The 13,337-nt window shown below is 71.6% G+C and carries 11 protein-coding genes; 3 read left to right on the top strand and 8 right to left on the bottom strand.

Annotation, left to right across the window (positions count from 1 at the left end; translation table 11 throughout):
• The first annotated feature begins 177 nt into the window (after positions 1 to 177).
• Positions 178 to 912 (top strand): class I SAM-dependent methyltransferase, encoded by a 735-nt coding sequence (locus AB0937_RS32945; RefSeq protein WP_366716961.1) that lies wholly within the window; start codon positions 178 to 180, stop codon positions 910 to 912.
• Positions 913 to 918: 6 nt separating this feature from the next.
• On the opposite strand, the gene AB0937_RS32940 is transcribed toward AB0937_RS32945, so the two are convergent.
• Positions 919 to 2,214, bottom strand: a complete 1,296-nt coding sequence (locus AB0937_RS32940) for an MFS transporter (RefSeq protein WP_366716959.1) — start codon at positions 2,212 to 2,214, stop codon at positions 919 to 921.
• Entirely contained in the window at positions 2,211 to 2,861 is a 651-nt protein-coding gene (locus tag AB0937_RS32935; protein ID WP_366716957.1) for a GntR family transcriptional regulator, read from the bottom strand. The genes AB0937_RS32940 and AB0937_RS32935 overlap by 4 nt, the downstream gene beginning before the upstream one ends.
• Positions 2,862 to 3,070: 209 nt before the next feature.
• On the opposite strand from AB0937_RS32935, the gene AB0937_RS32930 reads away from it, so the two are divergent.
• Positions 3,071 to 3,970 carry a serine hydrolase gene (locus AB0937_RS32930; RefSeq protein ID WP_366716955.1) on the top strand — a complete coding sequence of 300 codons (900 nt, stop codon included), beginning with the start codon at positions 3,071 to 3,073 and terminating at the stop codon, positions 3,968 to 3,970.
• 155 nt (positions 3,971 to 4,125) lie between these two features.
• Here AB0937_RS32930 and AB0937_RS32925 read toward each other — a convergent pair whose 3' ends face one another.
• The 4 genes from AB0937_RS32925 to AB0937_RS32910 all read right to left on the bottom strand — a co-directional run bounded on the left by AB0937_RS32925 (position 4,126) and on the right by AB0937_RS32910 (position 9,788).
• Entirely contained in the window at positions 4,126 to 5,586 is a 1,461-nt protein-coding gene (locus AB0937_RS32925; RefSeq protein ID WP_366716953.1) for a dihydrolipoamide acetyltransferase family protein, read from the bottom strand.
• A gap of 10 nt (positions 5,587 to 5,596) precedes the next feature.
• Positions 5,597 to 6,574 (bottom strand): alpha-ketoacid dehydrogenase subunit beta, encoded by a 978-nt coding sequence (locus tag AB0937_RS32920; protein ID WP_366716951.1) that lies wholly within the window; start codon positions 6,572 to 6,574, stop codon positions 5,597 to 5,599.
• 1 nt (position 6,575) lies between these two features.
• Positions 6,576 to 7,766 carry a pyruvate dehydrogenase (acetyl-transferring) E1 component subunit alpha gene (pdhA, locus tag AB0937_RS32915; RefSeq protein WP_366716949.1) on the bottom strand — a complete coding sequence of 397 codons (1,191 nt, stop codon included), beginning with the start codon at positions 7,764 to 7,766 and terminating at the stop codon, positions 6,576 to 6,578.
• A gap of 426 nt (positions 7,767 to 8,192) precedes the next feature.
• Positions 8,193 to 9,788, bottom strand: a complete 1,596-nt coding sequence (locus AB0937_RS32910; protein ID WP_366716947.1) for a protein kinase — start codon at positions 9,786 to 9,788, stop codon at positions 8,193 to 8,195.
• A 357-nt stretch (positions 9,789 to 10,145) separates the two neighbouring features.
• Between AB0937_RS32910 and AB0937_RS32905 the strand changes: the two genes are divergently transcribed.
• Positions 10,146 to 11,786: a protein kinase gene (locus tag AB0937_RS32905; RefSeq protein ID WP_366716945.1), complete on the top strand. Its 1,641-nt coding sequence runs from the start codon at positions 10,146 to 10,148 to the stop codon at positions 11,784 to 11,786.
• A gap of 76 nt (positions 11,787 to 11,862) precedes the next feature.
• Here the strand turns inward: AB0937_RS32905 and AB0937_RS32900 are convergent, their stop codons facing one another.
• Together AB0937_RS32900 and AB0937_RS32895 are read right to left on the bottom strand one after the other, a co-directional pair.
• Positions 11,863 to 12,402 (bottom strand): bacterial proteasome activator family protein, encoded by a 540-nt coding sequence (locus tag AB0937_RS32900; RefSeq protein ID WP_366716973.1) that lies wholly within the window; start codon positions 12,400 to 12,402, stop codon positions 11,863 to 11,865.
• A gap of 85 nt (positions 12,403 to 12,487) precedes the next feature.
• Positions 12,488 to 13,054, bottom strand: a complete 567-nt coding sequence (locus tag AB0937_RS32895) for a PadR family transcriptional regulator (RefSeq protein ID WP_366716943.1) — start codon at positions 13,052 to 13,054, stop codon at positions 12,488 to 12,490.
• Positions 13,055 to 13,337: the final 283 nt, after the last annotated feature.

Here is a 13,337-nt window from a genome sequence, read left to right as displayed (position 1 = left end):
GGGGCCCCAATTTGGCACACCCGGGCTGCGGGCATGCGTGCCGCTGGGGGGCGGCACGCATGCCCGCAGCGCGGCACCCCGCTCCGCCGGGCTGCGGACCCACCCGTCCCGGGCAGCGATGCCGAGCGCCGGAAAACGCCGTGCGGCTGCCCCACGCCCCCCGTAGCGTCCCTCGGCATGACCCCACCCCACCGCACCCGCCTCACCTTCCACGGCCCCCTGTCCGAGGCGAGGGCGGCCGGCCTCGTACAGCGCCTCACCCGCCACGCCCCCGCCACCGTCCTGGACATCGGCTGCGGCTCCGGCGAGCTCATGCTCCGCATCCTGGCCGCAGCGCCGGAGGCGACCGGCACCGGCGTCGACCTGGACACCGGCGACCTGGCGCGGGCCCGGAAGGCAGCCGAAGACCGCGGGCTGGCCCCTCGCGCCCGTTTCGTGGAGGAGTCCGCCACCGGTACCACCCGCGGTCCCGCCGATCTCGTCCTGTGCGTGGGGTCGAGCCAGGCCCTCGGAGGCCGCCTCCCCGGCGCGCTCAGGGAACTGCGCCGTCTGGTCACCGACCACGGCCGCGTCCTGCTCGGCGAGGGTTTCTGGGAGCGCACCCCGACCCCCGGCGAGCTGTCCCGCATGTGGCCGGACGCCGCCGCGACGGACCACCCCGACCTCGCGACGCTCCTGGGGATGACCGTCGACGCGGGGTTCCGGCCCGAGTGGACGGAGACCGCGAGCCTCGACGAATGGGAGGCGTTCGAGTCGGGGTACCTCGCGGACACCGAGGTGTGGCTCGCCGAGCACCCCCGTCACCCCCTGGCGGAGGAGACACGGCAGCGCGTCGACCGGCACCGCGCCCGGTGGCTCACCTACCGCGGCATCCTCGGCCTCGCGTACCTCACCCTCGTACCGACTGCCTGACGAGCGTCACGCCGGGACGTGCACCGTCTCCACCCGGCTGGCCACCAGACGCTCCCGCTCCCGCCGTTGCGCCCGCTTGCGCAGCCGCAGGATCTGGGAGACCCCGAGCGCCTGGAGCACGAACACCGCCGAGAAGGCCAGGGAGTAGTCGTCGCCGGTGGCGTCCAGGAGCACGCCGATCGCGAGCAACGTGGTCATGGAGGCGACGAAGCCGCCCATGTTGGTGATGCCGGAGGCGGTGCCCTGCCGTTCGGGCGGGTTGGCCGGGCGGGCGAAGTCGAAGCCGATCATCGACGCCGGTCCGCATGCCCCGAGCACCGTGCACAGCACGATCAGCAGCCACATCGGGGCGTGCGGGCCGGGGTAGGCGAGCGTCGCGGCCCACAGGGCCGCCGTCGTGCCGACCGTGCCGAGCGCGAGCGGCAGCCGGGCCCCGTGGTGCCGCGCGACGATCTGGCCGTAGACCAGGCCCACCACCATGTTCGACAGGACGACGAGGGTGAGGAGTCCACCGGCGACCGCCCGGGACAGCCCCTGCGCCTCGACGAGGAACGGCAGGCCCCACAGCAGCAGGAAAACCATCGCCGGGAACTGGGTGGTGAAGTGCACCCAGAGGCCGAGCCGCGTCCCGGGCTCCCGCCAGGACGCGGCGATCTGCCGCCTTACGTAGGCCGCGCCCTGGTGCGGGAAGGGCTCCGGCTCGTGGTCCTCCGGGTGGTCCTTGAGGAAGAGCAGCACCAAGGCGAGCACCACGGCACCGGCCACCGCGCTGCCCGCGAACGCCGCCGTCCAGCCGACGCCGTGCAGCAACCGGGCCAGGACGAGTGTGGAGACGAGGTTGCCCGCCATGCCGACCAGTCCAGCGAACTGGGCGACCAGCGGCCCCTGCCGGGCGGGGAACCAGCGGCTGCCCAGGCGCAGCACGCTGATGAACGTCAGCGCGTCACCGCAGCCCAGCAGCGCCCGGGACGCGAGCGCCATGCCGTACGTCGGGGAGAAGGCGAAGCCCAGTTGCCCGGCGGTGAACAGCACCGCGCCGAGCGCCAGCACCTTCTTGGTGCCGAGCCGGTCGACCAGCAGGCCCACGGGGATCTGCATGCCCGCGTAGACCAGCAGCTGGAGGATGGAGAAGGTGGAGAGGGCCGAGGCGTTGACGTGGAAGCGGTCGGCGGCGTCGAGGCCGGCCACGCCCAGGGACGTGCGGAAGATGACCGCGACGAAGTAGACCGAGACACCGGTGCCCCAGACGGCCAGGGCCCGGCGGCCGCCCGGCGGGTCGCCGGGTATCGAGACGGCGCTCATCGGACCTCTCCCCGGGCCAGGTGGGAGAACCAGCCGATGTGGCGGTGGACGAGACCGACAGCCGTCTCCGCGTCACCGGAGCGCAGCGCGTCGAGGATCTCCTCGTGCTCGGCGAGGGTCTTGGCGATGCGGTCGGGGTGGGAGTGCATGACGGCGACGCCCATGCGCAGTTGGCGGTCGCGCAGCTGGTCGTAGAGGCGGGAGAGGATCTCGTTGCCGCCGCTGCGGACGATCTCGGCGTGGAAGCAGCGGTCGGTGACGGCGGCCCCGGCGAGGTCGCCGGCGGCGGCCTGCTTCTGCTGCCGGGCCAGCAGCTCCTCCAGGCGCTCGATGAGCCCGGCGGGCGCGGGCACGGCCTTGCGTGCCGCGTGCTCCTCGACGAGCAGCCGCGTCTCGACGACGTCGGCGATCTCCTGCGCGGAGACGGGCAGGACGAGGGCGCCCTTCTTCGGGTAGAGCCGGATGAGCCCCTCGGCCTCCAGGCGGAGCAGCGCCTCGCGGACCGGTGTGCGCGACACTCCGACGGCCTCGGCGAGCTCGCCCTCGGTGAGGAGGGTGCCGCCCTCGTAGCGGCGCTCCAGGACGCCCTGTTTGACGTGGGCGTAGACGCGGTCGGCGGCGGGCGGTTGCTTCACGGCCAGGGTCATGCGGACAGCATAGATACAACAGGTACGCATGAAGAGAAACGTCCAGTATGCGGACTTGTATGTCACACATCCGTGGCAAAGCGGGGGTCCCCCTCGGCAACAGCACAACCACGTGTGCTAGTTACGAGTCAGACACGTGCGGCCCCCCTTCCCCTCGTCCTCAACTCGGCCGCATCGTTGGGGCATTCGACGCAATCGGGGTACTTGACTTGATAACCGGCATTAAGGGCACTCGTCTCCGCAGAGCCGCGGCCGTCGCCGTGACCACCGGCGCCATGCTCGCGACCGGTGCCCTCACCGTCGCGCCGGCGCAGGCCGCCTCGGCGCCCTCCATCGCCGCCAAGGGCGGCTACGTGATGAACAACGCGACCGGCACGTCGCTCTACACCAAGGCGGCCGACACCCGCCGCTCGACCGGCTCGACCACCAAGATCATGACCGCCCTGGTGGTGCTGAAGCAGTCGAACCTGAACCTGGACAGCAAGGTCACGATCCAGAAGGCGTACAGCGACTACATCGTCGACAACAACTACGCGTCCAACGCGAAGCTGATCGTCGGCGACAAGGTCAGCGTCCGCCAGCTGCTGTACGGGCTGATGCTGCCGTCCGGCTGCGACGCGGCGTACGCGCTCGCCGACAAGTTCGGCTCCGGCTCGACCCGCTCGGCCCGCGTGAAGTCGTTCATCGGCAAGATGAACACCACCGCCAAGAACCTGGGTCTGAAGAACACCCACTTCGACTCGTTCGACGGCATCGGCCACGGCGCCAACTACTCCACGCCGCGCGACCTGACCAAGCTCGCCAGCGCGGCGATGAAGAACTCCACGTTCCGCACGGTCGTCAAGACGAAGAAGTACACGGCGAAGACGACCACCAAGTCCGGCGGTACGCGGACGATGGCGCCCTGGGAGAACACCAACCCGCTGCTCGGCAGCTACTCCGGCGCGATCGGCGTGAAGACCGGTTCCGGCCCGGAGGCGAAGTACTGCCTGGTCTTCGCCGCCACCCGAAGCGGCAAGACCGTCATCGGCACCGTCCTCGCCTCGACCGGCCTGGACGCCCGCAAGGCGGACGCCACGAAGCTGCTCAACTACGGCTTCACCAAGTAGGACCACGCCGAGGGGGCCCCACCGCGCACCGCGGCGGGGCCCCCTCGGCCGTGTCCGTCACGCGGCGGTGCCTGACGGCGCCGCCCGCCCGGTCACTCCCCGGAAAAACGCCTGCGGCCCCCCGCCCGGGTGGGCAGGGGGCCGCCGCAGTCGGCTCACGCCCAGGTGATCAGGCGCTTCGGCTGCTCCAGGATCGCCGCCACGTCGGCCAGCACCTTCGAGCCCAGCTCACCGTCGACCAGGCGGTGGTCGAACGACAGCGCCAGGGTGGTGACCTGACGGGGCTTCACCTTGCCCTTGTGGACCCACGGCTGGGGCTTGATCGCACCGACCGCGAGGATCGCGGACTCGCCCGGGTTGAGGATCGGCGTGCCCGTGTCGACGCCGAACACGCCGACGTTGGTGATCGTCACCGTGCCGCCCTGCATCGCCGCCGGGGACGTCTTGCCGTCCCGGGCCGTCGACACCAGCTCGCCCAGCGACTCGGCCAGCTGCGGCAGCGTCTTGGCGTGCGCGTCCTTGATGTTCGGCACGATCAGACCGCGCGGGGTCGCGGCCGCGATGCCCAGGTTCACGTAGTGCTTGACCACGATCTCCTGGGCGGCCTCGTCCCAGGACGCGTTGACGTCCGGGTTGCGCCGGATCGCGACCAGCAGCGCCTTGGCGATCAGCAGCAGCGGGTTCACCCGCAGGCCGGCGAACTCCTTGTCGGCCTTCAGCTCCTCGACCAGCTTCATCGTGCGCGTCACGTCGACCGTCACGAACTCCGTGACGTGCGGCGCGGTGAACGCCGAGCCGACCATCGCCGCCGCCGTCGCCTTGCGGACGCCCTTGACCGGGATGCGGGTCTCCCGCGCGGTGTCGTACGACCCCGCGGCCTGGGCCGCGACGGCCGGGGCGGGCGCGACCTGGGGCTCGGGGGGCGCCGGTACGGCCGCGGCGACCGCCGCGTGCACGTCCTCGCGGGTGATGATGCCGTCCGGGCCGGTCGGGACCACCGTCGTCAGGTCGACGCCCAGGTCCTTGGCGAGCTTGCGGACGGGCGGCTTGGCCAGCGGGCGCTCCCCGCCGGCCGGGGCGGCCGCAGCCGCCGAGGCCGGGGCACTCGCGGCCGAAGCCGCCGGGGCGCTCGCTGCCGGGGCCGCGGGCGCGTGGCCGTTCAGCTCCGTCTGGATCGCCGTCGAGGCCTGCTGGACCGGAACCTCGGGGCCCTTGCGGGGGCGGCGGCGGGTGGACGAGGTCGCCACGCCGTAGCCCACCAGGACCGGCTGGCGGCCCGAGCCCGCGGCCTTCGGCTCCTCGGCGGGTGCGGCGGCCGCGGGCTGCTCGGCGGCGGGCGCGGGTGCGGCGCTGCCGCCGCCCACGTCCACCGAGATGATCGCCGTGCCCACGTCGACCGTGGTGCCCTCGGGGAAGTGCAGGTCCCGGACCACGCCGTCGTACGGGATGGGCAGCTCCACAGCCGCCTTCGCCGTCTCGACCTCGCAGACCACCTGCCCGTCGGTGACCGTGTCGCCGGGCTGGACGTACCACTTGAGGATCTCGGCCTCGGTGAGTCCCTCGCCCACGTCGGGCATCTTGAACTCGCGCACGGACGCTTCCGTCATCGTCGTCACGACCCTCTCCTCAGTACGCCAGCGAGCGGTCGACGGCGTCCAGTACCCGGTCCAGGTTCGGCAGGTACTCCTCTTCCAGGCGGGCCGGCGGGTACGGGGCGTGGTAGCCGCCGACCCGGAGCACCGGGGCCTCCAGGTGGTAGAAGCAGCGCTCCGTGATCCGCGCGGCGATCTCCGCGCCGGAACCGAAGAACACCGGGGCCTCGTGGACGACGACCAGGCGGCGGGTCTTCTCCACGGACGCCTGGATCGAGTCGAAGTCGAGCGGGGAGACCGAGCGCAGGTCCAGGACCTCCAGGCGCTTGCCCTCCTCGGCGGCGGCCTCGGCGACCTCCTGGCAGAGCTTCACCATCGGGCCGTAGGCCGCCAGGGTGAGGTCGGTGCCCTCGCGGACCACCTGGGCCTTGTGCAGCGGGCCCGGGATCGCCTCCGTGTTGACCTCGCCCTTGTCCCAGTAGCGGCGCTTGGGCTCGAAGAAGATCACCGGGTCGTCGCTCTGGATGGCCTGCTGCATCATCCAGTACGCGTCCGACGCGTTCGACGGGCTGACGATCTTCAGACCTGCCACGTGCGCGAAGAGCGCCTCGGGCGACTCGGAGTGGTGCTCCACCGCGCCGATGCCGCCACCGTAGGGGATGCGGACGACGACCGGGAGCTTGACTTTGCCCAGCGAGCGGGCGTGCATCTTCGCGAGCTGCGTGACGATCTGGTCGTACGCGGGGAAGACGAAGCCGTCGAACTGGATCTCCACCACCGGGCGGTAGCCGCGCAGGGCCAGGCCGATCGCCGTGCCGACGATGCCCGACTCGGCGAGCGGGGTGTCGATGACGCGGCTCTCTCCGAAGTCCTTCTGCAGCCCGTCCGTCACCCGGAAGACGCCGCCGAGCTTGCCGACGTCCTCACCCATGATCAGGACCTTGGGGTCGGACTCCAGGGCGCGGCGCAGCGACTCGTTGATCGCTTTGGCGAGTGCCATCTTGTCGGCCATCTCAGTTACCCCCCTCATCGGCGAACGACGCCTGGTACGCGGCGAACTGGGCACGCTCCTCGTCGACGAGCGCGTGCCCGTCCGCGTAGGCGTTCTCGAAGATCGCGAAGTGGTCCGGGTCCGGCATGGCACGGACCGCCTCGCGCACTCGCTTGCCCAACGCCTCGGACTCGGTCTCCAGTTCCGCGAAGAATCCCTCGTCCGCGTGGTTTGAGGCCTCCAGATAGCGGCGCAGGCGCAGGATCGGGTCCTTGGCCTCCCAGGCCTGGCGCTCCTCGTCGCCCCGGTAGCGGGTCGGGTCGTCGGAGGTGGTGTGGGCGCCCATGCGGTAGGTGAACGCCTCGACGAGGGTCGGGCCCTCGCCGCTGCGGGCCCGCTCCAGGGCCCACCGGGTGACCGCGAGGACGCCGAGCACGTCGTTGCCGTCGACCCGCACGCCCGGGAACCCGAAGCCCTGGGCGCGCTGGTAGATCGGCACGCGGGACTGCTTCTCGGTGGGCTCGGAGATGGCCCACTGGTTGTTCTGGCAGAAGAACACGACCGGGGCGTTGTAGACCGCGGAGAAGGTGAAGGACTCGGCCACGTCGCCCTGGCTGGAGGCGCCGTCGCCGAAGTAGGCGATCACCGCGCTGTCGGCGCCGTCCTTGGCCACGCCCATCGCGTAGCCGGTGGCGTGCAGCGTCTGGGAGCCGATGACGATCGTGTACAGCTGGAAGTTGTTGCTGTTGGGGTCCCAGCCGCCGTTGTTCACACCGCGGAACATCCCGAGCAGGTTGGCCGGGTCGACCCCGCGGCACCAGGCGACGCCGTGCTCGCGGTAGGTCGGGAAGACGTAGTCGTCCTCGCGGGTGGCCCGGCCGGATCCGATCTGGGCGGCCTCCTGGCCGAGCAGCGACGCCCACAGACCCAGCTCGCCCTGGCGCTGCAGGGAGGTGGCCTCGGCGTCGAAGCGGCGGGTGAGCACCATGTCGCGGTAGAGGCCGCGGAGCTCTTCCGGGGTGATGCCGGCGACGTACTTGTCGTACTCGGCGTTCTTGACGCGCTTGCCCTCGGGCGTCAGCAGCTGCACGAGCTGGGGCTCGGTGCCGGCGTCCTTCTTGGCGGTGGTGCGGGTGCGCTTGGTGCCGGTGGTGCCGGCCTTGCTTCCGGCGCTGCGTCGCGGTGTGCGCGCGGCAGTGCTCTCCACGGTCACGTGTGCTCCTCCGTCGGTCCGGGCCACGGGGTTGCCGGTAGGCCTGGGGGTCCCCCTTGCTCTTTTGAGCTCGGGGGAGCGGCTCACCTGTTCTCGACCACGGGGCACGGGGTGGGTGCCGCTCGGCCGGGAACGGGCGTGACAGGTGCCCCGGCGAGCGCCCTGCAGAAAGCACGTTACCCAGTGCGCCACATTTCTGTGAAACCCCACCTGACCTGCGATTTTGCTTGGATATCCAAGTAAATCGGAAAGGCGTGGAAGGGGCCCTGGTCACAGCCTTGCAGGAGGCCGGAGCTACCGCACGTTAACCCGGTGACCCAGGTCACGGGAAGAGTCCTCTTTTCGGCGTGCCCCGAACGGCCCGCGCGCGTGGGCCCCGTCCCCGGGTCCCACGCGCGCGTGGATCATGCCGTTGAGCTGCGGGGATCAGCCTTCGCCGCCGCCCGCGCCGCCCACGATGCCCTCCGTGGTGCCGCCGCCGTCGACACCGCCGGTGTCGTCGGTCGGGGTGCCCGGGTCCGTGGGCTCCTCGTCCGTCGGCTCGCCGGTCGGCTCCGCGCTGGTCGGCTCATCCGTCGGCTCGTCGGTGGGCGAGGCGGGAGCGCTCTGCGACGGCGTGGCGGACGGTTTGTAGGTCGGCGTCCAGTTGCCGTTGCCCGAGCCGGTGCCGGTGCCGTCGTCCGTGGTGGTGTCCGTCGGCTGGCCGGTGTCGTCGTCGCTCGGCGTCTCGCTGGGCGTCTTCTTCTCGGTCGTCTGCGAGGTGGTCGGCTTCTGCTGCTTGCTCGGGCCGTCCTTGTCGCCGCCGGTGTTCTGCAGCGCCAGTGCGACGCCCGCGGCGACGGCGATCACCGCGAGCACGGCGAGGATCCACAGCTTGCCGCGGCCGCTGCCCCGGTTGCCGTGGCCCTCGAAGCCGCCGTCGTCCCCGCCGCCGTAGCCGCTGGGCAGGATCGGCGAGGGGATCTGCGTGGTGCCGGAGACGTCCCCGGGGTGTCCCATCACGGCCGTCGCTCCGGCGAAGCCGGCCGACGGGGTGGTGCGGCCCTCGTGCATGTCGACCGGGCCGGTGTTCCAGGTGCCGGTGTGGCCGCCCTGGTCGTAGAGCATCTGCAGCGCGTACTGGACCAGCCCGCGCATCTCCTCCGCCGTCTGGAACCGGTCGTCGGGCTCCTTGGCGAGGGAGCGCATGACCAGGCCGTCCAGCTCCGGCGGGCAGGCGTCGGAGGCCTCGGACGGCGGCGTCGGGATGTCCTGGACGTGCTGGTAGACCACGGACAGCGGGGTCTCGCCGGTGAACGGCGGGCGCAGCGCGAGGAGTTCGTAGAGCAGGCAGCCCGTCGCGTACAGGTCGGAGCGGTGGTCGACGGCCTTGCCGAGTGCCTGCTCGGGGGAGAGGTACTGCGGGGTGCCCATGACCATGCCGGTCTGCGTCATCGTCGTGGACGCGCCGTGCAGGGCGCGGGCGATGCCGAAGTCCATCACCTTCACGGCGCCGTTGTGCGTGATGATGACGTTGGCGGGCTTGATGTCGCGGTGCACGATGCCGTGCTGGTGCGAGTAGGCGAGCGCCTCGAGGACGCCCGAGACGATGATCAGCGCCTGCTCGGGGCCGGGCGCCTCCGCGTTCAGCAGCAGGTCGCGGATGGTGCGGCCCTCGACGATCTCCATGACGATGTACGGCACGGACTGGCCGCCGACGAAGTCCTCGCCGGAGTCGTACACGGCGACGATCGCGTGGTGGTTGAGGCCGGCCACCGACTGGGCCTCGCGCGTGAAGCGCGCCTTGGACACCGGGTCCTCGGCGAGGTCGGAGCGGAGCAGCTTGACCGCGACGGTACGTCCGAGGCGGACGTCCTCGGCTGCGAACACCTCGGCCATGCCGCCCCGGCCGAGTCTGCGGGTCAGCCGGTACCGGCCGTCCCCGACCAGTCCGCCGTTCCCCCAGGACTCCGGCGCCTCCGACATGCCGCCGCCAGTCGCCTCGGGGTCGGACGGGCCCTGAGCGCGCTGCTGCTGTGCCATCAGTCCTCGCCGTCGTTTCTGCCCGCGGTGCGCGCGGTGTTGTTACGGTCTCCGTCGGCCACGCTACAGCCTCCGCGCAAGCCTCCGGCCCGAGAAGGGGCACCGGGACCGGCACGAGACGGACCGGCCATGAAACCTTCACTCCTTACTGTCGTGCAAATTCTGTGTCCCGCCCGCACGCCCCCGGTAACGCTTCCGCGACGCTTCTTTCGCGTACGGTCACGGAACGGGCACCGAGCTTGACGTGTCAGTGCCCTGGGGCAGACTTGGCCGGGAATGGCGGTTTGGATCAACGACGGATCTGCGGCGGATCCGCGTAAGTCGGCGGCGCCTCAAGGGCTACGGGGGAAACGGAACATGAGCCAGGACGGCGCACAGGGCCAGTACGCGGGGCGGGCGCTCGCCGGCGGCCGCTATCAGCTGCGTGACCTCCTCGGCCAGGGCGGCATGGCCTCGGTGCACCTGGCGTACGACAGCGTGCTCGACCGGCAGGTCGCCATCAAGACACTTCACACGGATCTCGGACGGGAACAGGCCTTCCGCGAGCGGTTCCGCCGCGAGGCCCAGTCCGTGGCCAAGCTCACGCACACCAACATCGTGTCGGTCTTCGACACCGGCGAGGACACCCTCGACGGCCTGACGACGCCGTACATCGTCATGGAGTACGTCGAGGGCCGCCCGCTCGGCTCGGTCCTCGACGAGGACGTGCGGCAGCAGGGCGCGATGCCCGCTGACAAGGCGCTGAAGATCACCGCGGACGTGCTCGCCGCGCTGGAGATCAGCCACGAGATGGGCCTGGTCCACCGCGACATCAAGCCGGGCAACGTGATGATGACCAAGCGCGGCGTGGTCAAGGTCATGGACTTCGGCATCGCCCGCGCCATGCAGTCCGGTGTGACGTCGATGACGCAGACCGGCATGGTCGTCGGCACCCCGCAGTACCTCTCGCCCGAACAGGCCCTCGGCCGCGGGGTGGACGCCCGCTCCGACCTGTACTCGGTCGGCATCATGCTCTTCCAGTTGGTGACCGGGCGGCTGCCCTTCGAGGCGGACTCGCCGCTGGCGATCGCGTACGCGCACGTGCAGGAGGAGCCGCCGGTCCCGTCCGCGGTCAACCGCGCCCTGCCCCCGGCCGTGGACGCGCTGATCGCCCGCGCGCTGAAGAAGAACCCGAACGAGCGCTTCCCCAGCGCCGAAGCCATGCGGGACGAGTGCCTGCGGGTGGCGGCGTCCTTCCAGGCCGCGCCACCGAGCATCGTCCCGGGCACCCCGGCGCCGAGCGGCGCGGGAGTCGGCTCGGCGGTGTTCCCGCCGGTCGACCAGGCGACCCCGGCGCCCTCGGGCCAGGTCCAGACGCCGTACCAGCCGACCCCGCCCCCGAACCCGTACGGCACGCCCGCCCCGACGGGGCCGACCCCGGCGTACGGATATCCCCAGGCAGGCGGCTACCAGACGCCGACCCCGGCGGGGTACTCCCCGCAGCCGGGCCCGTCGACGCCGCCGCCGTACAACCTGTCGCCCCAGGCCCCGGCGGCCTCCTCCGGCGGCAGGAACAAGCCGGTGATCATCGGCTCGGTCATCGTGTCGGTGGTCGCGATCGGCGGCCTCGTCACCGCGCTGCTGCTGAACGGCGGCAGCGAGGACGACAAGGGCGGCGGCGGCAGCAGCCCGAGCGCCTCGGCCTCCGCGGAGAAGAAGCCCGGCTACCGCGGCCCGGACACCACGAAGACGATCGACACCGAGGAGTGCACGGAGCCGCGGGAGTCGTACAACGACCCCGACAAGATCCAGATCCCGGACTTCAAGTTCAAGAACATCAAGTCGGTCAAGGCCTGTCTCCAGGCGGCCGGCTGGGAAGTGAACGAGAAGAAGGTCGACGAGAACACCTACGGCGACGGCACGGTGATGAACCAGTTCCCGTCCGCCGACACCGACGTCGACCCGGAGGACATGCCCGAGATCGAGCTGAGCGTCTCGACGGGCAACCCGCCCTCCTGAGGTCCCTGACACGGGGAAGGGCCCGGCGGCTTCCGGCTGCCGGGCCCTTCGTTCACTCCGTGCGGCCTGGGGACGTCTACAGGTAGGGGCCGCCGGTCCGGCCGCCGGGGTGCTGCTCGTCATGGCCGTCGCCGACCCCGGGCGGGAGAGCGCGGCGCATGGACTCCAGCTGGGCGCGGGCCGCCATCTGCTGGGCGAACAGCGTCGTCTGGATCCCGTGGAAGAGCCCCTCCAGCCATCCGACCAGCTGGGCCTGCGCGATGCGCAGCTCCGCGTCGCTGGGGGTCGCCTCGTCCGTGAAGGGCAGGGAGAGCCGCTCCAGTTCCTCGACCAGCTCGGGCGCGAGACCGTCCTCCAGCTCCTTCACGGAGCTGGCGTGGATGTCCTTCAGCCGCACCCGGCTGGCCTCGTCCAGGGGAGCCGCGCGCACTTCCTCCAGCAGCTGCTTGATCATGCTGCCGATCCGCATGACCTTCGCGGGCTGCTCCACCTGTTCCGTGACCGGGGTCTCGCGGGAGTCATCGTCTGCGCCGCCGCCACCGAGCGCCATGCCGTCCTGGCCCACGACCAGGATCTGCGGGTTCTCCGACGACCGTTCGTTCCTCGGCATCTCCATGTCGCCATTCTGTCGCACGCCTGCACCTCACCTCCGTGGTGCCCCCACGGAGGGCTGATCCACCGTGCTGGAGGAGACGAGTCGCTCAGGCTCCGGGTTGCTCCGGCGGGGGTGACTCCCCGCGGGTGAAACGGTGCAGGCGGGCCTCGCAGTGGTCCAGCCAGCGCACCTCGGCCTCCGCGTGGAGGACGAGCTGCTCCAGGACGAGCAGCCGGGCCAGCTCCCCGGGGTGGTCCGGCGCGCGGGCCAGGGCCTCGGCCCGCTGCCGCACCTGGTCGTGCAGCGCCCGCGTCACGTGCCGCCGCTGGGCCTCCGCGACCTCCCGCACGTCGACGCCGTCCGTGCCGAGCGCCATCACCAGCTTGATCGCCAGCTCGTCGCGCGGCGGGCCGGCCCGTTCCACGGGGCGGTCGTACCAGGAGCGCAGTTCGGCCCGGCCGGTCTCGGTGAGCGCGTACAGCGTCCGTCCGGCCGCGTCGACGTCGTCCCGGGCGACCATGCCGTCCCGTTCCAGGCGGCCCAGCGTCGTGTAGACCTGCCCGATGTTCAGCGGCCAGGTGCCGCCGGTGCGGGCCTCGAAGTCGGAGCGCAGGCGGGAGCCGTAGCGGGGGCCGGCCGCCAGCAGGGCCAGCAGCCCGTGACGTATCGACATAACCGGATTGTGCGCGATTCCGCCCGTCGGCCGAACCCGGAGTGCCGGGCGCGCGGGGCGGTGTGAGGCTGATTGCCTCGATATGACCGAACTTGCCGTTTCTGCCCTACCGGGCACGGCGGGAAGGGGTCACCCCCGTGACTCCATGGCTACGCGCGCTGCGGGCGGCGGGACTGGTGCTCGCCCTGGGGGCCGGCGCGCTCGTCTCACCTTTCGCATCCGTCCCGTCGTACGGGGCTGTCCTCACCCACGACGAGGGGACGGACCCGGAGAGGGCGGAGGG

It is taken from the genome of Streptomyces sp. NPDC047880 (assembly GCF_040706515.1).
Taxonomy (GTDB): domain Bacteria; phylum Actinomycetota; class Actinomycetes; order Streptomycetales; family Streptomycetaceae; genus Streptomyces.
This window is presented reverse-complemented; position numbering and strand designations above follow the sequence as displayed.

Excerpts from the sequence above, each read along its gene's own strand:
- AB0937_RS32945 (WP_366716961.1), top strand. The coding sequence starts at position 178 with ATGACCCCACCCCACCGCACCCGCCTCACCTTCCACGGCCCCCTGTCC.
- AB0937_RS32940 (WP_366716959.1), bottom strand. The coding sequence starts at position 2,214 with ATGAGCGCCGTCTCGATACCCGGCGACCCGCCGGGCGGCCGCCGGGCC.
- AB0937_RS32935 (WP_366716957.1), bottom strand. The coding sequence starts at position 2,861 with ATGACCCTGGCCGTGAAGCAACCGCCCGCCGCCGACCGCGTCTACGCC.
- AB0937_RS32920 (WP_366716951.1), bottom strand. The coding sequence starts at position 6,574 with ATGGCCGACAAGATGGCACTCGCCAAAGCGATCAACGAGTCGCTGCGC.
- AB0937_RS32910 (WP_366716947.1), bottom strand. The coding sequence starts at position 9,788 with ATGGCACAGCAGCAGCGCGCTCAGGGCCCGTCCGACCCCGAGGCGACT.
- AB0937_RS32905 (WP_366716945.1), top strand. The coding sequence starts at position 10,146 with ATGAGCCAGGACGGCGCACAGGGCCAGTACGCGGGGCGGGCGCTCGCC.
- AB0937_RS32900 (WP_366716973.1), bottom strand. The coding sequence starts at position 12,402 with ATGGAGATGCCGAGGAACGAACGGTCGTCGGAGAACCCGCAGATCCTG.
- AB0937_RS32895 (WP_366716943.1), bottom strand. The coding sequence starts at position 13,054 with ATGTCGATACGTCACGGGCTGCTGGCCCTGCTGGCGGCCGGCCCCCGC.